The organism is Marinobacter sp. SS21 (genome assembly GCF_028369065.1).
Lineage (GTDB): Bacteria > Pseudomonadota > Gammaproteobacteria > Pseudomonadales > Oleiphilaceae > Marinobacter.
In genome coordinates this window covers 218936-237841 of sequence record NZ_JAQNDA010000006.1, presented here as the reverse complement: position 1 = coordinate 237841, position 18906 = coordinate 218936, and the positions used below count along the sequence as shown (strand labels likewise).

Annotated in this window: 16 protein-coding genes; 1 reads left to right on the top strand and 15 read right to left on the bottom strand. The window is 63.6% G+C overall.

What is annotated here, in order from left to right; genetic code table 11:
* Nucleotides 1-19: 19 nt before the first annotated feature.
* The 6 genes from N6L25_RS10405 to N6L25_RS10380 all read right to left on the bottom strand — a co-directional run bounded on the left by N6L25_RS10405 (nucleotide 20) and on the right by N6L25_RS10380 (nucleotide 6575).
* Nucleotides 20-1183 (bottom strand): acyl-CoA dehydrogenase family protein, encoded by a 1164-nt coding sequence (locus N6L25_RS10405; RefSeq protein ID WP_271979932.1) that lies wholly within the window; start codon nucleotides 1181-1183, stop codon nucleotides 20-22.
* Between the two features lie 465 nt (nucleotides 1184-1648).
* Nucleotides 1649-2995: a TRAP transporter large permease gene (locus tag N6L25_RS10400; protein ID WP_271979930.1), complete on the bottom strand. Its 1347-nt coding sequence runs from the start codon at nucleotides 2993-2995 to the stop codon at nucleotides 1649-1651.
* Between the two features lie 5 nt (nucleotides 2996-3000).
* Nucleotides 3001-3588, bottom strand: a complete 588-nt coding sequence (locus N6L25_RS10395) for a TRAP transporter small permease (protein ID WP_271979928.1) — start codon at nucleotides 3586-3588, stop codon at nucleotides 3001-3003.
* Nucleotides 3576-4649 carry a C4-dicarboxylate TRAP transporter substrate-binding protein gene (locus N6L25_RS10390; RefSeq protein WP_271979926.1) on the bottom strand — a complete coding sequence of 358 codons (1074 nt, stop codon included), beginning with the start codon at nucleotides 4647-4649 and terminating at the stop codon, nucleotides 3576-3578. The genes N6L25_RS10395 and N6L25_RS10390 overlap by 13 nt, the downstream gene beginning before the upstream one ends.
* 134 nt (nucleotides 4650-4783) lie before the next feature.
* On the bottom strand, nucleotides 4784-5851 hold the full coding sequence (locus tag N6L25_RS10385; RefSeq protein WP_271979924.1) for a C4-dicarboxylate TRAP transporter substrate-binding protein: 1068 nt from the start codon (nucleotides 5849-5851) through the stop codon (nucleotides 4784-4786).
* 256 nt (nucleotides 5852-6107) lie between these two features.
* On the bottom strand, nucleotides 6108-6575 hold the full coding sequence (locus N6L25_RS10380) for a PaaI family thioesterase (protein WP_271979922.1): 468 nt from the start codon (nucleotides 6573-6575) through the stop codon (nucleotides 6108-6110).
* Between the two features lie 248 nt (nucleotides 6576-6823).
* Here N6L25_RS10380 and N6L25_RS10375 point away from each other — a divergent pair, with 248 nt between their 5' ends.
* A complete protein-coding gene (locus tag N6L25_RS10375) occupies nucleotides 6824-7603 on the top strand; it encodes an enoyl-CoA hydratase-related protein (protein ID WP_271979920.1) in 780 nt (259 codons plus the stop codon).
* Between the two features lie 49 nt (nucleotides 7604-7652).
* On the opposite strand, the gene N6L25_RS10370 is transcribed toward N6L25_RS10375, so the two are convergent.
* The 9 genes from N6L25_RS10370 to N6L25_RS10330 all read right to left on the bottom strand — a co-directional run bounded on the left by N6L25_RS10370 (nucleotide 7653) and on the right by N6L25_RS10330 (nucleotide 18885).
* Nucleotides 7653-9206, bottom strand: coding sequence for an acyl-CoA synthetase (locus N6L25_RS10370; RefSeq protein WP_271979918.1), 1554 nt, complete (start codon nucleotides 9204-9206; stop codon nucleotides 7653-7655).
* A gap of 46 nt (nucleotides 9207-9252) precedes the next feature.
* Entirely contained in the window at nucleotides 9253-10047 is a 795-nt protein-coding gene (locus N6L25_RS10365) for an enoyl-CoA hydratase/isomerase family protein (RefSeq protein ID WP_271979916.1), read from the bottom strand.
* Nucleotides 10048-10092: 45 nt separating this feature from the next.
* Nucleotides 10093-11223 (bottom strand): CaiB/BaiF CoA transferase family protein, encoded by a 1131-nt coding sequence (locus tag N6L25_RS10360; protein ID WP_271979914.1) that lies wholly within the window; start codon nucleotides 11221-11223, stop codon nucleotides 10093-10095.
* A 49-nt stretch (nucleotides 11224-11272) separates the two neighbouring features.
* Nucleotides 11273-12502 carry a CoA transferase gene (locus tag N6L25_RS10355; RefSeq protein WP_271979912.1) on the bottom strand — a complete coding sequence of 410 codons (1230 nt, stop codon included), beginning with the start codon at nucleotides 12500-12502 and terminating at the stop codon, nucleotides 11273-11275.
* 13 nt (nucleotides 12503-12515) lie between these two features.
* Nucleotides 12516-13373, bottom strand: coding sequence for a MaoC/PaaZ C-terminal domain-containing protein (locus N6L25_RS10350; RefSeq protein ID WP_271979910.1), 858 nt, complete (start codon nucleotides 13371-13373; stop codon nucleotides 12516-12518).
* A gap of 74 nt (nucleotides 13374-13447) precedes the next feature.
* Nucleotides 13448-14368, bottom strand: coding sequence for an SDR family NAD(P)-dependent oxidoreductase (locus N6L25_RS10345; RefSeq protein ID WP_271979908.1), 921 nt, complete (start codon nucleotides 14366-14368; stop codon nucleotides 13448-13450).
* Between the two features lie 69 nt (nucleotides 14369-14437).
* A complete protein-coding gene (locus tag N6L25_RS10340; RefSeq protein WP_271979906.1) occupies nucleotides 14438-16150 on the bottom strand; it encodes an acyl-CoA dehydrogenase family protein in 1713 nt (570 codons plus the stop codon).
* 60 nt (nucleotides 16151-16210) lie between these two features.
* Nucleotides 16211-17410 carry an acetyl-CoA acetyltransferase gene (locus N6L25_RS10335; RefSeq protein WP_271979904.1) on the bottom strand — a complete coding sequence of 400 codons (1200 nt, stop codon included), beginning with the start codon at nucleotides 17408-17410 and terminating at the stop codon, nucleotides 16211-16213.
* A gap of 29 nt (nucleotides 17411-17439) precedes the next feature.
* Nucleotides 17440-18885 carry a hydroxymethylglutaryl-CoA synthase family protein gene (locus tag N6L25_RS10330; RefSeq protein ID WP_271979902.1) on the bottom strand — a complete coding sequence of 482 codons (1446 nt, stop codon included), beginning with the start codon at nucleotides 18883-18885 and terminating at the stop codon, nucleotides 17440-17442.
* Nucleotides 18886-18906 lie beyond the last annotated feature (21 nt).

The following is an 18906-nucleotide window of genomic DNA, read 5'->3' as shown; positions in this document are numbered from 1 at the left end:
CCGAGACCAGCGTACTGGCCTAACGCAGGCCCAGGCCCCGGGCGATGATGCCCTTGAGCACCTCGTTGGTACCGCCACGCAGGGTGAACGAGGGTTGCCGCAACAGACTGTCCGACAGCAATGCCCGCAGTTCGTTATCACTGTCCGGCCCCTGGGTAATGGGCCAGAACTCACGCAGCCGCTCGATGATCTCCTGCTCGAAACGGGTGCCCAGGTCCTTGACCAGGGCAGCCTCCACGTCCGGCGACTGACCTTGCTGCAGCAGCGAGGCCACCCCCAGGGACATACTGCGCAGGGCGCGAATCCGAGCCAGCAGACGGCCAAGGGTCGCCAGCTGGTGATCCGTCAACTCCTCTCCGGCAATGGCGCCACAGGCCTGTTCCAAGGCCACGAAAGTACTCAGGAAGCGCTCCGGACCGGAGCGCTCCAGCGCCAGTTCACCGGTCACCTGCTGCCAGCCTTCACCCTCCGCGCCCAGCACCGCGTCCTCCGACACCCACACGTCGTCGAAGTGGGTTTCGTTGAAATGCTCCACGCCACTCATATCGCGAATGCCGCGAATGCTCACCCCCGCGCTGTCCAGCGGCACCAGGAACTGGGTCAAACCGGCGTGGCGGCCACCGGCGTCGCTGCTGGCGGTGCGCGCCAGCACCGTCATGTACTGACAGATCTGGGCGCCGGACGACCACAACTTGGTGCCGGTGATACGCCAGCCACCGTCCGCCTTCTCGGCTCGGGTTTTCACCGAGGCCAGGTCGGAGCCGGAGCCGGGTTCGCTCAGTCCCAGGGCGATGAAACATTCGCCGGCGGCGATGCGAGGCAGAATGTCCCGACGCATCGATTCGGTACCGCATTTCAGGATCAACGGTCCGCTCTGGCGGTCGGCGATCCAGTGGGCATGGACCGGCGCGCCGGCCACCAGCAATTCCTCGGTGATGACGTAGCGGTGTAACGCCGACAGTTCCTGGCCGCCATACCGTTTGGGCCAGGTCACTCCGATCCAGCCACGCTGACCCAGCTTGCGGCTGAAGTCGGGATCGATCCCGGCACACCAGCAATCGGTGCCGGGCCGGAAATGACCCTGACGCCGCTCCCCCCTCAGAAAGGCGCGCACGTCCTGGCGTAGGGTTTCCACGGTGGGGTCGACGTCGGGAGCGGGAAAATTGAAGCGGATATTCTGCATGGTGTTTTACCGCGGAAAATAAATAAGTGAATTTTATTTTTCATAAAAAAAGGGGCTCCTGGAGAAGAAACCCCTAATACACAACAATGAACAAAGCACTGACAAAAACAACACTGACACTATTTACTATTTCAAATAACGGGACAAATACCTTTGCAACATACAATGGATACATAAAATTGATCGCTCCATTTAAATCGCACAACAACCAAATCAAACAACAACTAAATCAAACAACAACTAAATCAAACAACAACTAAATCAAACAACAAAAACCAAATGCGAACAGCAACAACCCAGATCAAATAGACCCTCAATAAATCCACCTAAATACGTTCGGCAAATACATTGCAGGGGATTTGCACAAAGCTCATCGCCGGCGCACACCAATCGGTTTCCAGAACCCGCCGTACGTACTGGGTTACATCGACCGAATACGCACGGCTTAAGGAGCCTCTGATTAACTCAGGACATGGTCATCGGCAGGAACAGCGAGATGATCGGGAAGCTCAACAACAGCAGCAGAACGAACAGATCCACCACCATAAACTTCATCACCCCGAAGAAAATGGTATGCACCTGGATCTCTTTGCCCACCACACTGTTGATGACAAACACATTGAGCCCTACCGGTGGCGTGATCAGGCCGATCTCCAGCAGCTTGATGACAATGACGCCGAACCAGATCAGATCCAGCCCCATGTTCTCGATCAGCGGGATCACGAACGGCAGGGTCAGCAGCATGGTGCCGAGGGGATCGAGGAACATGCCCAGCACGATGTACAACAGCACCACGCACAGCAGGATCATCCAGTCCGAGAAGCCCGAAGCCGCCACCGCCTCCACCAGCACTCCGGTCACCCCGGTCAGCGACACGAACGACACGAAGATCTTGGCGCCCACGGCGATGAAGAACAGCGCCGCCGACTGGTAGGCGGTCTCCCGCATGGAGCTGACAAAGTTCTCCCAGCTCAGGCGGCGGGACAACGCGCCAAACGCCAGGGCAAAGGCCAGACTGACCGCCGCCGCCTCGGTGGCGGTGAAGATGCCACCGTAGATGCCGCCGATGATGATGATCATCAACGCCAGCGCCGGCCACGCCCTGAGCGCCGCCTTGCCCCGCTCCCGGGTGCTGAACGACAACTCCTTGGGCACCGGCGCGTCCGCTGGTTTCAGCAGCGACCAGATCACCACCACCAGGATGAAGCCGGCAATACTCAGCAGTCCGGGTAGAATGCCCGCCAGGAACAGCTTGTTGACCGATTGCTCGGTGAACATGCCGTAGATGATGAACAGCACGCTGGGGGGAATCAGCGCCCCCAGGGTTCCCCCCATGGCCACGGTGGAGGTGGCCAACTGCTTGCTGTAGCCGAAGCGCAGCATTTCCGGCACACAAATGCGCCCCATGGAGGAAGCGCAGGCCATGCTGGAGCCGGTGATGGCGGCGAAACCGCCGCAACCGAACAACGAGGCGATGGCCAGACCGCCGGGCAGCTTTGCCAACCAGACCCGCATGGCCTCGTAGATATCGGTGGTGATGCGGGCGTGGTAGGCGATGTGTCCCGCGGCGATGAACAGCGGGATCATGCTCAACGGGTAGGAGTGGATAAAGTCGTAGGCATTGGACTCGATCAAGCCGATGGCCGGTCGCAGCCCGCGCTCCAGATTGAACTCGCTGCCTGGCCGCCAGGCATAGGCGATCAGCGAGCATACCGAGGCCACGCTGACCAGCACATAGCCGATCGGCACTCGCATCGCCAGCAGTGCCAGGGCGGCACTGAAGCCGTAAACACCAACTACAGAGGCTTCCATCTTGACTACTCCTCCATCAACCCGGGTTGATGTGGCGGTACATTAATCACGCCCAGGCTGGCCAACACTTCATACACGGCCAGATCGATCAGGCGAATAAAGAAGGCGGCGTAGCCCACGAAGAACAGCACCAGCCCCGGCCATTTCGGCAACTCCAGCAGGCCGAAGAAGTAGGCCCCGCTCTTGATGGCGTCCACCATGGAGAGACCGGCGGCGTAAGCGATAGGCGCCACCGCCACCAGCCCCACCAGGGCGGCGAGCACGTTGAGCCAGTGCTGTGCCCGGGGGCCGAACCGGTTGGTCAGCACCTCGACGGCGATGAAGCCCCGATCCGCCGCGACAAAGGCCAGCGGCAGAATCAGTGCGCCGATCATCAGTTCGCCGACGATGACCACTTCGTCGGACACCCCGGAGGTGGCCACCCAGCGCAACACCACGCTCGCGGTGATGATGCAGCCCAACCCGAGGATGCACAGCACCGCCAGGTTGAGCAGCCACGTCTCGACACGGGCGAGGAAGCCGCGGGCACAACCCAGCACCCGCCAGCTGCCCGCCTCACCCCTGATACCGTGATAGGCCTCTATCGTTGCCATGGGTAGCCTCGCGCTTCACGCTCCTGCTCGTACTTCGCCAGCAGCTCGGTGTATTCGTTCCAGATGCCCTGACCGTCGAAACCGGCCGCATCCATCTCGCGGATCCACTGCTGAATGTATTGCCCGGAGGCGTCAATCAGCCGTTGACGCTCCTCCGGAGCCATCCGGATGATCTCCACCTTATTGCCCAATTCGCCGGTGGGCAGGGCCGCCCGGACCCCTTCGGACTCCTCGATCAACCTGCGGGCGTACTGGTCGATCATCTCTTCGGCCGAATCCAGCAGCACCCGTTGCTGCTCATTGCTCAGGTCTTCCCACATATAGCGGTTCATCACCATGGCGAAGCCCATGATCTGGCCCCAGTCCACCTGGGTCACCGACGCCGTGACTTCCGGGGTCTTGAACGCCCGCATGGCGTAGAAATAGCCGCTGTTGCAGTCCGCCAGGCCGGTGTCCAGCGCCTGGTAGATATCGCCGTAGGTCATATTGACCAGGTTGGCCCCCAGGTCATCGAGCACCTTGGCGTAGGTCACCGAGGCCCGGATGCGCTTACCGGCGATATCCGCTACCGAACGGATCTCATTGCCCGCGGTACATTCGAACTGGACGCCGGTGGTGGTGAAGTTGCCGAGATAGACCAAATCCTGGGCCGCCATCGACGCCCGTATCTGTTCGTTCCCGGTCATCAGGTCGTACATGGCATGCAGCCCCACCCAGGGATCGGAATGAGCCAGCGGCAGATCGCCGATGCTCAGGCCCTTGAGTTCCTGCGGTTGATAGGCCGCCAGCACGGCGCCCATATCGGCGGTGCCGGAGGCCACCCCGTCCATGATGGCGCTGTACTTGAGCAGCGCGCCCCCCCAGTGAATATCCAGTTTCAGTTCACCGCCGGATTTCTGTTCCACCAACTCGGCAAAATGTTGCACCGCGTCCGCCCGGGTGCCCCGGTTGGGGGTGCCTTCGGCATATCGCAGGGTGAGACCAGCCACGGCGTGGCCGGCGCTGGCCAAGCCCAGGCTGGCGGCAAGCAGTGCGGTTCGTAGTGATTTTTTGGGCATCATTGTTGTTGTCTCCCTAAAGAGCTTGTGATCTGCCCCGACCCGACCGGCAGGGCAAGCGACGGCGTTGGACGAGATGGGGCGCGGTTGACTCCCGGGCTTCAGCGCGGGAATTCTTCATCGGTGTAGGCGCGGGATCAGCTGTCCCAGGGATAGCCGGACTCGGCTCGCAGGGCCTGGTATTTCTCCAGCAGGCTGGCGTAGTGCTGCCAGATCTGCTGACCATCCAGCCCCTGGGCGTTGGCCTGTTCAATCCAGAGGTCCCGGTACTTGCGGGAAGCCTCGATGATCGCCTCCCGTTCGGAGGGCGCGATGTCGACGACTCGGACGACCGGGCCGAAATCGCCGGCCGGCAGGGCATCAGCCACCTGGTGGATTTCTTCCAGTTGCAGCTGCGCAAAGTGGTCGACCATGCGGGAACCGGCTTCCTGGAGCACCTGTTGCTGGGCGTCGGTCAGGTCGTCCCAAAGGAACTTGTTGAATACGATGGCAAAGCCCATCAACTGCCCCCAGTCCACCCGGGTCACCGATTCCACCACTTCGTAGGTCTTGTAGGCCCGCATGGTGTAGAAGTAGCTCGCCAGACAATCCACCAGTCCGGAGTCCAGCGCCTGGTAGACCTTGCCGTAGGTCATGTTGACCATGTTGGCACCGAGGTCGTCGAGCACCTTGGCGTAGGTGGCGGAGGCCCGCATGCGTTTACCGGCAATATCAGCGACGGTACGGATCTCGTTACCCTGGGTGCATTCGAACTGCACCCCGGAGGTGCTGAAGTTGCTCAGGTACACCAGATCCTGCTCGGCGAGGGAGGACTGCAGTTGCGGTTCGGTGGTGAGCAGCTCGTACATGGCCCGCATGCCCACCCAGGGGTCGGAGGTTTCCAGCGGGATATCGCCAATACTCAGGCTGCTGAGCTTGCTGGGGTTGTAGGCGGACAGCACGGTGCCAATGTCGGCGGTGCCGGAGGCAACCCCGTCCATGATGCCGCTGAATTTGAGCAGGGCGCCACCCCAATGGATTTCGACCTTCATGGCACCGTCGGACAGCCGCGCCACTTCGTCGGCAAAGTACTGTACCGCCTGGGCGCGAGTACCCCGGTTGGGGCTGCCTTCGGCAAAACGCAGGACCAGTTCCGCCGATGCTTGCGCAGCACCGGCCAGTCCCAGCAAGCCCACCAGCAGCCATGATTTCAGTTGATGCTTCATCGTCCTCACCTCTTCGACTTGATTGTTTTTGTAGACAGCAAGAAGCGGAGTTTTCGTGTTCGGGGCCCCGGTGAAAACCACCGTCATTCCACCCTAACACCGGCATTTGATAACAACAACGATATATATTTTATATATTCAATGCCTTTATTAGATACCTTAACGGTGCCGACAACGACGATTGTCAGCCCGACAACAGAAACCCAAGGTACTGATATTAATAAACATAATGACGGCACCCGAAGCGGTGAGCCGGCTAGGATTCCAGCTGGAGGGGTGTGCCGCGCTCATCACCCCCCTCGCCGACATAGCGCAGAGTACCGCTGCCAGTTGCCACCAGTACGTCGCCGGTAAAGACCCGGGCTTCGGCGAAAAACATCCGGCGCCCACGGCTGACCATTCGAGCTTCCACCCGCAGGGAACCGTCACGTGCCGGACTGATGAACTGGGTGTTCATCGACACCGTCAGGCAGCGGCGCACATGGCCTGGGAGCGCGCAATAGACACCGCACAGACCGCAGGCGGAGTCCATCAGCGACATGATCACCCCGCCGTGGACAAAGCCGTTGCGGTTGAGGTGGCTCTGATTGAGCTGCAGGGACAGCACCGCCCAGTCCTTGGCCCATTCCTCAACTTCAAATCCCAGCACTTCCCGAAAGCCCATTTCGACCGTGCAGCCGGGATCCGCCAGGCTCGCGACCGGGTTACGATTGTTTTGCGTCATGAGGGTGTTCGCCCCTTTCATCCGTCACCAGTAAGACGTTCACCCTAGCAGCGGTTAAACCGAGCAACCATTATCTATATTGCATAGATCCGATACCCTGCAGGTATAGCTCACAGCGGCATGCCCTCCCGCCGCCCGCCATACCAAATTGTCATGGCTACCAAACAAATCCGCTATTTGTCGCCTCGGCCGGACGATGACACCGTTAATGGCACTGATTGCAATCCATAACGGCTGGAGCCATGCCCATGAGCGATTTACGACTGGAACGAAAGGACGATGTACTGGCGATTACCCTGAACCGACCCGACAAACTCAATGCCCTCAGCGAATCGATGAAACAGGGCCTGATTGACACCCTGACCGCGGAAGCGCGATCGCCCAGCGCCCGGGCGGTGCTGATCCGGGCCAACGGCCGGGGTTTCTGTGTCGGCGCTGACCTGCAACCGGATCGGATCATGGCTCGGCGCGAGACCATTGGTCAGGAGCTGGAAGCCGGTGTCAACGTGATCGTGTCGCTGCTGCGGCAGCTGCCGGTGCCGGTGATTGCGGCGGTGAACGGAGCGGCGGCCGGCGCCGGTTTCAGCCTGGCGCTGGCCGCGGATATGGTGGTCGCGGCGGAATCTGCGACCTTTCGGCTGGCGTTTTCACGGATCGGTGCCGTGCTCGATGGCGGCGCGTCCCATTTCCTGACACGTCGGCTGGGGACCAGCAGGGCCATGGCATTGGCCATGTTGGGGGAATCGCTGTCCGCCGCCGAGGCTCACGACCTGGGCCTGGTTTACCGGATCACCGCCGACGATGAGCTGGCACGCACCGCTGGGGAACTGGCGCAGACACTGGCCCGGGGCCCGAGCGTCGCGCTGGGGCTGATCAAGCAACAGCTGAACACCGCCGAAGCCCACTCCCTTGAGGATTCGCTGGCGTTCGAGGCCGTCTGCCAGGGTAAGGCCTTCCTGACCCAGGACTTCGAGGAGGGGGTGAGCGCCTTCCTGGCAAAACGCCCCCCTCGTTTTGCCGGCAAATAGCGCGGCCTAACCGGCTGCCGGCGTAGCGCCGGCAGTGCCCCCGGCCGGATCAGATATTGCGTCCGGCCTCCTGCCAGAACTTGTCCCGCAGGCGGCGCTTGAAGATCTTGCCGGAATCCTCCCGCGGCAAATCGACCCCCACCTCGATGTGTCGTGGCACCTTGAAGCCCGCCAGGTGCTGACGCAGGTAGAGCTGAATGCCGTCGGGGTTGAAATCGCTGTCGTTGTCGGCTTCCACCACCGCCATCAGCGCTTCACCAAATTCCCGGTCGGGGATGCCGAACACCGCACAGTCCTTGATGCCGGGGTACTTGTGCAGTACCTCCTCGATCTCGGCCGGATAGATGTTGACGCCACCGGAGATCACCATGTCTTTGATCCGGTCGGCGATGAACAGGAAGCCGTCTTCGTCCAGGTAGCCCATGTCGCCGGAGGTGATGTAGCCATCAATATCGATCTCCGCGCGGGCCTCGGGTTTGCGGTTGTAGGTGAAATCCATCACCTCGAAGCGGGAATAGATTTCACCGATCTGTCCCGGCGGCAGTGGCTGACCCTGCGCATCGAGAATCCGCACCTCGGCTTCCGGCACCACCTGGCCGACGCTGCCCGGCTTGGCCAGGGCCTGGCCGGAGTTGCAGGCGACTACCGCGCCGGACTCGGTGGAGCCATAGAACTCGTTGATCACCGGGCCGAACCAGTCGATCATCTGCTTTTTGACGTCGGCTGGGCACGGCGCCGCGGCATGGATGATGAACTCCAGGCTGGACAGGTCGTAGCGGGCACGAACCGGATCGGCAAGCTTCAGCAGGCGAATGAACATGATCGGCACCATGATGGCCCCGGTAAGGGCGTACTCCTCGATCAATGCCAGGAACTGCTCCGCCTCGAATCGCGGCATGAGCACCAGCAGATCGCCAATCTTCGACACCTGCATGCCGTAGCCGTTGGGGGCGCTGTGATACAGCGGTCCGGGCACCACACAGCGGCTGTGGGGCCGACAGCCGTAGACGCGGGAGCGGAAATCCATAAGTTCCTGGGACTGCTCCGGGGTCAGCGGGCTGCGGCGCACCCCCTTGGGATGGCCGGTGGTGCCGGAGGTATACAGCATCGACGACGGCCCCTGTTGCGGCGGCTCCGTGGTGGGCTCGGCGGCGGCGAGCCAGTCCGCCCAGTCCACCATGCCGGCGGGGACGGTGCAGCGTTGGGGGTCCAGTCCGTAGGCGTCGCGGAGATCGTCATGGGTCGCCACCACCAGCACCCGCACGCCCTCGGGGATGGCGTCCCGCACCTGGTGCCAGAGATCGGCGTGAATCACCAGCACCCGGGCGTCACAATCGTCCAGAATGTAGGTCAGCTCCGCCCCGGCCAGGTGCCAGTTCACCGGCACCGCATAGGCGCCCACATAGGCAGCGGCATGGGAGGCGGTCAGGAACGGGATATCGTTGCGCAGGAAGATGGCGACGCAATCGCCGGCGCCCACCCCCAGCCGTGTCAGTCCGGTGGCGGCGCGCCTGATGTCCTGCTGGAATGCCTCGTGGGAGAGATGGCGGCTACCGCAGACAATGCCGGTCAGGTCTCGTTGGTTCGCTGTTGTTGTACTCAACGTGTTATCTCCTATGAGGTCTACCTGTAAGGTTAGACTCTTGTTGTTAGTGCCCGTTGAATTCGGGGGTCCGCTTCTCATTGAACGCCCGCACCCCTTCGACCCAGTCATCGCTGGTGGCGCTGTCGCCGAACAGTTCCGCCTCGGCCTGGAGCTGTGCCTCCAGCGGGGTGTTGAGGGATTGCTGGAGCAGTCGCTTGGTATTGGCAAAGGCCCGGGTCGGTCCACGGGCGAGCCGTTCCGCCAGTTCCCGGGTGCGCGCCTTGAGTTCCGCGTTCGGCACCACCCAGTTGATCATGCCCAGTTCCCGGGCCTCGCTGGCACTGTAACGATCCGCCAGCAGGGCCATTTCCATGGCCTTTTTCGCGCCCACCACCCGCGGCAGGTAATAGGAGGCGGAGCCGTCCGGACTGGCGCCAATTTTCGAGTAGGCCAAGGTAAAGAAAGCGTCCTCGGCGGCAATCACCAGGTCGCAGCACAGAGCCAGGCTGACCCCGGCACCGGCAGCCGCGCCCTGCACGCTGGCGATCACCGGCTTGGCCAACCGCCGCATGGCGAACATGATCAGGTGCAGTTGGTGGATGCGGTGGGTGAAGGTGCGGCGCCGCTCCTCCGCCGTCAGTTGGGTAAACTCCATAAACGCGCGCACGTCCCCGCCCGCCAGGAAATGTTCACCAGCGCCACGCAGCACCACGCAACGCACCGAGTCATCGGCCTCCAGCTGCTCCAGCCGCTGGCACAGCTCGGTGCGCATATCCAGGGACAGGGCGTTGCGCGCCTCCGGCCGGTTCATGGTCAGGTAGGCTACGCCGTTTTCCACTTCGTACAATAACTGGCTCATGGTTGTTGTTCTCTCAACTGGCTTGCTAATGATTGGTGTGTGGTTTTAGCCACAGGCCCGCTCGGCTCGCATGTGCGCGATTGCCTGCTCGGAGTAGCCGATCGCCTGCAGTACCGCCTCGGTATCGGCGCCGTACGGGCGACCGGCAAACGCCACCCCGGCCTCGGTACGGCTGAATCGCGGCGCCGGGGCCGGTTGCCGAATGCCCCCCAGCTCGACGTACGTACCCCGGGCGACATTGTGGGGATGATGTTGGGCCTCTTGCATATCGAGCACCGGCGCAAAGCAGATGTCGGTGCCCTCCATCAGCTCACACCACTGATCCCGGGTCTTCTGACGGATCACGTCTGCCAGGGCCTCGCTGAGCTCCGGCCACTTGGCTCGGTCCAGCTGGTCGGCAAACCGCTCCGGCGACAGACCGGCCACCTCGATGAGCTGGGCGTAGAACTGAGGCTCGATGGAACCCAGCGAGATGTACTTGCCGTCCCGGGTTTCGTAAACGTCATAGAAATGGGCACCGGAATCGAGCCGGTTCGCCCCCCGTTCCAGGGTATGGCTGCCCCGCGCCAGCGCAGTGTGAAACATCGACATCAGCACGGCCGAGCCATCGGTCATGGCGGCGTCGATCACCTGCCCCTTGCCGGAGCTCTGCCGCTCCACCAGGGCACAGGCGATGCCAAAAGCCAGCATCATGCCGCCACCGCCAAAATCCCCCACCAGGTTCAGTGGCGGCACCGGCTTCTCACCCTTGCGGCCGATGGCGTGGAGCGCGCCGGTCAGCGAGATGTAGTTGATGTCGTGACCGGCGGCCTGGGCCAGCGGCCCGCTCTGGCCCCAGCCGGTCATGCGGCCGTAGACCAGGCGGGGATTGCGCGCCAGACAGGGCTCCGGGCCGACGCCCAGCTTTTCCGCCACTCCGGGGCGAAAGCCTTCCAGCAGCACATCCGCACCCTCCACCAGACTCAGCAGTGCGCCTAGCCCGGCCTCGGTCTTGAGGTTGAGGGCGATGGAGCGTTTGCCACGACGACTGCAATCCACTTCCGGCTGCGCCACCTCGGTGCCCACCCGCTCGACGCAGATCACCTCCGCGCCCAGGTCGGCCAGCATCATGCCGCAAAACGGCCCCGGGCCGATGCCTGCCAGTTCTATCACTCGAATGCCCTGTAAAGGCCCCATAGCTCACTCCCGCCTGATGGTTCCGCTCGCCGCCCCGGCCGGTGCGGGGTCAGATTTCCTGGTTGCTGGCGACAATGCCCTGATCGAACAGCCGGCCAATCTGGTGACTGTCCAGATTCAGGCAATCCGCCAGAATCTCTTCGGTGTGCTCCCCCAGCACCGGTGCCCGCCGTACCGGCTCCCGCGCCACCGAGGTGAACCGCAATGGGTGGTCCGGCATCAGGTAGCGACCGATACCGGGCTGCTCCACCAGATCGAACAGCGGGTTATCCAGCGAACATTCGGGATCGCCGGTCACCGCCTCGTGCACGGTCTGGTACTTGCCCCAGCACACCCCGCCACCATCCAGACTGGCGCGAACCTGGTCAAAGGTGCGGGCACCGAACCAGGGTTGTAACACCTCGGTGATCTGGTCCCGGCCCCGGTAGCGGTCACCCTCGTTGCTGAAATCCAGCCCAAGGCGCTGGGCCAACTCGGCCATGCGCCGCTCGGTGCCAGTGACCGTCAGGATCGCGCGCCACTGATTGCCGCTGACGCCAACAATCATCACCCGCTCGCCATCGGCGCACTGGAAGTCATGGCCGTAGCTGCCGTAGATGTGATTGCCCACGGCCTCACGCTGGTGATCGTTGATCATCGCCTCGGCGACGTAGCCAAGATTGCCCAGGGTGGCCCAAGCCACATCCGCCAGGGCAATTTTCACCAACTGGCCATGGCCGGTGCGGCCGCGGTGACGTTCCGCCGCCAGCAGGCCCAGCGCGATCTGCTGGCCGGTGATTACGTCCCAGGCCGGCAGCGGGTTGTTCAGCGGGCCCGCGTCCGGTTCGCCGGCCCGCCGGGTCAACGACGGGAACCCCACCCGACAGTTGACGGTGTAGTCCAGGGCGCTGCCGCCGTGGCGGTCACCGGTCAGGTTGAGGTAGATCAGGTCTTCCCGCAGCGCCTTCAGCCGCTCGTAATCCAACCAACCCTTGGCCGGGAAATTGGTCAGGAACAGCCCGTTCTGCGGGCCCGGTGCGGTGATCAGCCGGCTCAGCAACTCCTGCCCCTCCGGCCGGCGGATATCCACCGCGATCGACCGCTTGCCCTTATTGAGGCTGTGCCAGTACAGGCTGTGGTCAGCGTCGGTCACCGGCCAGCGGCGGTAATCGATGCCGCCACCGATGGGGTCGAAACGGATCACGTCGGCTCCCAGCTGCGCCAGGGTCATGCCGCCGGACGGTGCGGCGACGAAGGCGCTGCCTTCCACCACCCGCAGGCCCGATAACAGATTCTGCATAGCCTTCTCCCGTTTAGCCGACCTCGGCGTAACCGTTGTTGATCACCACCACATCCCGTTCCACAACACGGCAGCGGAACGCCACCTCGTTGCCGTTGCGCCAGATTTCGGTGCGGATGGTTTCGCCCGGATAGACCGGCGACGAGAATCGCACCCGCAGCCGCTGCAGCCGCGTCGGGTCGTAGTCGCACAGGGTCTTCAGCAGGGCATGGGTGGCCACACCGAACGTGCACAGGCCGTGCAGGATCGGCGCCTTGAAGCCGGCATCCCGCGCCACCGCCGGCGAGGCGTGCAACGGGTTGAAGTCGCCGGACAGGCGGTAGATCAGCGCCGCCTGGGCCAGGGTAGGCAGATCGCAGAGCAGATCCGGCTCGCGCTCGGGAATCGGGTCCGGTTTCGGCGAGGCCACGGCGGGACCTCCAAAGCCGCCATCGCCCCGGGCCATGGCAGTGGTAATCAGGGTACACAGCGCTTCACCGCTGTCCTGGTCTCGCACCACCCGTTCGGAGATGATCAGGGCGCCCTTGCCTTCGCCCTTGTCGACAATGTCGGTGATGCGGGTGGTCGCTTCCACCCGGCCGGTGGCCGGCAACGGCTTGTGCAGGATCACCTCCTGGCCGGCATGCAACAATTTGACCCAGTCGATGCCGGTGTCCGGTTCTTTGGCCCAGAAGCCGGGATAGGCCAACACCACGGCCATGCTGGGAAAGGCCTTCAGGCCATCCTCGTAGACGAACGGCAGACAGTCCTCGTCCAGCGGATCGATGCCCAGGCCCACGCCGAGGGCATACAGCATCGAATCCTTCTCGCTGTAGTGGTGTTCGATGGGTTCAAACTTGCGGTTCAGCAACTGCTGATAATTAATGGTCACGGTGGCTCTCCTGTTCCGATGTTCGCGCAGTGGTCTCCGGCCCCGGTGTCGAGGCCGGAATCGTCGTCAGGGGATCAGAACGGGTCCCAGCTGAAGACGTCGCCCGAGCGCTCAAGGGCAAAGAAATCCTGCTCGAAGGCCGGGATCACCCGACTGAGCACGGTTTCCGGGGTCCAGCCCTCGGCGGTGTGGGCCGAGCGGATCGGACGCGGCTGGCTGAACAGGAAGATCTCGTTGTTGCGCACCCCGAAGATCTGGCCGGTGACGTGCTTGGCGTCGTCGCTGCACAGGGTCACCGCCAGGGTGGCGATCTTGTCCGGGGTCATCTGCTGAATGCGGGCGACCCGTGCCTTCTCCTCCTCGGTGTCGGCCGGGATGGTGCCAATCAGCCGGCTCCAGGCGAAGGGCGCGATGCAGTTGGAGGTCACCCCGAAACGCTGCATGTCCAGCGCCATCGACTTGGACAGGCCGACGATGCCGAGCTTGGCGGCGGCGTAGTTGGCCTGGCCGAAGTTGCCGATCAGACCGGAGGTGGAGGTCATGTTGACGAAGGTGCCACTGCCCTGCTCACGGAAGTGGGGGGCGGCGGCACGGCTGACGTTGAAGCTGCCCTTCAGGTGCACCGCCAGCACCGAATCGAAGTCGGCCTCGGTCATCTTGTGGAAGATGCAGTCCCGCAGGTTACCGGCGTTGTTGATGACACCGTCGATGCGGCCGAAGCTGTCGATGGCGGTCTGGATGATCTGCTGGCCACCCTCCCACTCGGTAACGCTGGCGTAGGAGCTGACCGCCTCACCGCCGGCGTTGCGGATCTCCGCCACCACCTCGTCGGCCGGGCCCTGGCTGTTACCGGAACCATCGGCGGCGCCACCGATATCGTTGACTACCACCTTGGCACCGTGCTCCGCCAGCATCATCGCGGTGGCGCGGCCAATGCCCCGGCCAGCGCCGGTAATCACAAAGACTTTTCCGTCCAACAGTTTTTTCGTGCTCATAACGTTCTCCAAGAATTGTTGTTGCTTGCATCGGTTCTGCAGTGGGCTGGTTGCCACCACCGTTGGTACTCATTCGTCGCCGGCATTCCGGCCCGCACGGGCCACCAGTTCGCGGGCAATGACTTTCAGCGCCAGGGTTTCCTCGGCGCCCTCGAAGATCGACAGCACCCGGGCGTCGGCGAAGTAGCGGCTGACGGCACTCTCCTCCGCATAGCCCATGCCACCATGAATCTGCATGGCCTCCCGGGTGACCCATTCCGCGGCCCGGCAGGCGAACAGTTTGACCAGGCTTGCCTCCATCTGGCCGTCGCCCTGGTCCATCTGGCGGGCCACCGCATAGCTGAACTGCCTCGCCGCCGTCAGAGTGGCGAACATTCTGGCCAGCTTGATACGGGTGAGCTGGTAGCTGCCCACCGCCTGGCCGAACACTTGGCGTTCGCCGGCGTAGCTTAGGGCCTGATCGAACGCCGCCTGCATCACGCCGGTGGCACGGGCGGCGGTTTGGATGCGACCGCCGGCAAAGCCAGCCATGGTGAAGTAGAAGCCCTTGCCCCGGCCGGCGTCACCACCGATCAGGTTGTCCGCAGGCACGAAGTAGTCCTCGAAGAAGACATCGAAGGAGTGCATGCCGCGATAGCCCAGGGTGGCAATGGCCTTGCCGGACACGGTGCCGCCGCCCGGCTGGGTGTGGCTGAAGCGGTGGCCTTCGGCGGCCGGCTTCTCCACCAGGAACAGGCTCAGGCCCTTGTGCCCGAGCGCCGGGTCCGGCTCGGTGCGGGCCATGGTCACCAGCAGCCCGGCCTTGCCGGCAAAGGTGCACCAGGTCTTGCTGCCGTTGAGCAGCCAGCCACCCTCGGTGGGCGTAGCCCGCAGGCCCAGGGAGGCCACATCGGAGCCGTAGTTGGGTTCGGTGATGGCGATGGCGCACAGCGGGTCGCCGGCTGCCAGCCGAGGCAGCCAGGTTTGCTGCTGGGCCTCGGTGCCGCCGGTGAGCAACGCCTTGGCGGCGATCTCGGGGCGGGTGATCAGACTGCCGGCGGCCCCCAGCGAGGCCCGGGACAGCTCCTCGGTCACCACGATCATGCCCAGGCTGTCGGCGTGATCGTCCGGCTGCAGCCCACCGAAACGCTCGGGAATGCTGATACCGAAGCAACCCAGTTCCCTGGCCGGCGCCAGGATGGAGTCCGGGATATCCAGATCCTCGCGGTGGATGGTCTCCGCCTGCGGCCGCACCACGTCGTCACCGAAGCGGGCGAAGGTTGCCCGCACCAGATCCTTGTCGTCGCCCAGCAGGGCCGGCAAGTAACCGTTGCCCCGCTCCCGCAGCCGGTCACCGATGGCTGCCAGGCTGTCGGCGCTGCCCCAACCGTCCAGCAAGCGCACCATGTCGGGCCGGGCAAAACAGCCGTTGACCCGGTCACGACCCAGCTCCAGATCCGCGGCCCGGCTCAGCAGGCGCTGACCGACCGAATTGAGCGCGTCGGCGGTGAAGACCAGCGCTACCTCTATCGCCAGCTCATCCTGAGCACCGGCATCGGCGGCGTAACGGCACACCGACTCCGCGGCGGAGAGCTCAGCGACGCAGAACGCCAATTCGTAACAGACCAGCTGATGCTCGTCGAGCAGGCCGGCGCTCAGGCGCCCGTGTGCCAGACAGCGCCGATGCAACCGGCTCAGCGCCTGGTCCACCAGCGTGCGGGCCTGGCCCAGACAGCCCAGCGCCACCTCGAGATCGTTGACTTCAGCCGCGGTGACCGGCTGGGCGAGAGTATTGACAGTCATGATTCCGCTATCCTTTGTCCAAGCTGTGGGCGGCGCCCGATCGGCCGCCGCCCCGGCCCGCTACTCGTAGCGACCGATGATGGAAATACTGCAGATGTTCTGGTGCGGGAAGCCGCCCAGGTTGTGATTGAGCGCCAGCCTCGGGTCTGCCATCTGGCGATCCCCCGCCCGGCCCAGGAACTGCAGGTAGTTCTCGTAGATCATCCGCAGGCCGGAGGCGCCGATGGGGTGGCCGAAACATTTGAGGCCGCCGTCGATCTGGCAGGGAATACGGCCGCCGGCGTCGAAATCGCCGTTGAGCACGTCCCGCACCGCCTGACCTTCGTCCGCCAGCTGCAGGTCTTCCATGGTGACCAGCTCGGTGATCGAGAAGCAGTCGTGCACCTCGGTCATGCTGATCTCGGCCCGCGGGTGCTTGATACCCGCCTCGTTGTAGGCGCGCTGGGCGGCGATGCGGGTGGTCTTGAGGTAGGATCCGTCCCAGTCGCCAAAGCTGGCTTCGTTGCCGTTGGAGGCCGCCAGCTGCAGCGCCTTCACCGACACCAGGTCGCTCTTGCCCAGCTGCCGGGCGATTTCCGGCGTGGTGACGATGGCACAGGCGGAGCCATCGCTGACGCCACAGCAGTCAAACAGGCCGATGGGTTCGGCGATATAGGGCGCGTTCATGGCCTGCTCTTCGGTGATTTCCCGCCGCAGGTGCGCCTTGGGGTTCTTGGCGCCGTTGGCATGACTCTTCACCGAAATATGGGCCATGGCCCGTTTCAGGTCGCCCTTGTCGACCCCGTGCTTGGCGCGATAGCCGGACGCCAGCTGGGCGAAGGAGCCCGGTGCCGACAGATTGGGCCAGTACATGTCATTCTCCACGCCCCGGGTACGCTGGGGCAGGCCGCCGTAGCCGACGTCCTTGAGTTTCTCCACTCCCAGCGCGAGGGCGATGTCGCAGGCGCCGGAAGCGACGGCGTAAACCGCGCCACGGAAGGCCTCGGTGCCGGTGGCGCACATGTTCTCCACCTTGGTCACCGGGATGTTGGGCAGCCGCAGGGCCACCGACAGCGGCAGCGCGGAGGGGCCAACGTTGAAGGCGTCGATACCGGCGCCAAACCAGGCCGCCTCGATGCGGTCCTTGCCGATGCCGGCATCGGCGATGCATTCCTCGAAGGCTTCGCTCATCAGGTCGGCGGGGCTGGCGTCCCAGCGCTCGCCGAACCGGCTGCAGCCCATTCCGAGGATAACGACTTTATCTTTGATTCCACTGGCCATGATCTTTCACCTTGTCCTAGCTGGGTGCGTTACTGTTGCGCCGGAATGGCTTTCCAGAAGTACTTCCGGAATCCACGCTGGTTGTCGAACTGCTTGATGCGGAAATGGGTGGTGACCGCTACGCCGGACTCGATGGCGCCCTCTTCCACCTCGGTGAAATCCATCATCAGGCGACCGCCGCCCTCGAACTCCACCATCCCGAAGTAGGCCGGCGGGTTCCAGTCGAAGGTCAGCCGGTCGGCGGTCCAGGTTTTGACCCGGCCCGGCTTCGACGCCATGGGGTAGTCGTCCTGGCTGTCGAGGGCACCGCAGTCCGGATTCACGCAGTAGTTTTCGCGGGGAATCTGAATGGTGCCGCAGCTGCGACACTGACCACCGACAAAGCCGGTGAGAAAATCCTTGTGGCGGTGCATCGCCGGCAGGTAACTCTGCTTGTCCAGCTCGCCGCGCTTGCCAATCTCCCGATCCACCAGGTTGTTGAAGCTGAGGAAGCGGTTGTAGTTCTGCTCCACCCGCCGCCGCGCCAGCGCGCCGTTAAAGCCCAGTCCGGGCCGGCGTTGCGCCAGCGCATCGGTGACCCGCAGCAGGATGGCATCGGCGCCCTGGCCGAAGCCGGCCAGCAGCACCAGCTCTCCCGAGTTGGCCTGATCCAGTACCGAAGCCAGCAGCAACAGGGCGTGGGCGGTACCGGCAACGCCGCAGTCCTGAAGGTGGCTGTCCACCACCGCCTCGGCGTTGATGCCCAGTGCCTTGGCCACCACAGCCGGGGTACGGGCCTGATCCGACGGCAGCACGAAATGGTTGATGTCCGCGGCCTGGGTACCGGTCTGCTCCAGCAGCTCGTTCACCGCCGCCGGCACGCTCTTCAGGTAACCTTCGTCGCGGACCCAGCGCTCTTCCCAGTCGTAGTCGAGGGTAGCGTCTTCACCCCGATAGTGGTCAACGAAGTCGGTGACGTAGCTGGCGCTGCCCAGGTATTCGGCGATAACGCCATCGCTGCCGACACCCAGTGCCGCGGCGCCATCGCCCCAGAGCATTTCCTGACGCGAGCCGCATTTTGTGCGGCGGTGCTCGGAGGCGATCAACAACGCCGCCTCGCCTGCTTTTTCAGCGTCCAAAAGATTGATCAGGGCCGAGGTGGACGAGCGCTGGGAGGCGCTGATGTCCATGGTGCGCAGCCGGCTGCCCAGATTGAGCGCCTGGCTCACCACCACCGAATTCTGACGATCCAGGAACGGCAGGGTGGTGGAGGCCAGATACAACTGCTTGACGCTGCCCGGGTCCAGCACTGACAAACAGTCCTGACCGGCCTCAACGGCCATGGTGATGGTGTCCTCGTCCCAGTTGCAGACGCTGCGCTCCCCCTTGGCCAGGCCGCGCAGGCTGGCGTCAAACCAGGCATTGGCGTCGGCGATGGCGGACTTTTGCAGGCGACTGCGGGGGATGTAGGCGCCGTAGGCGGTGATTCCGAACATGTGCATTCCTTCCTTTAGGCA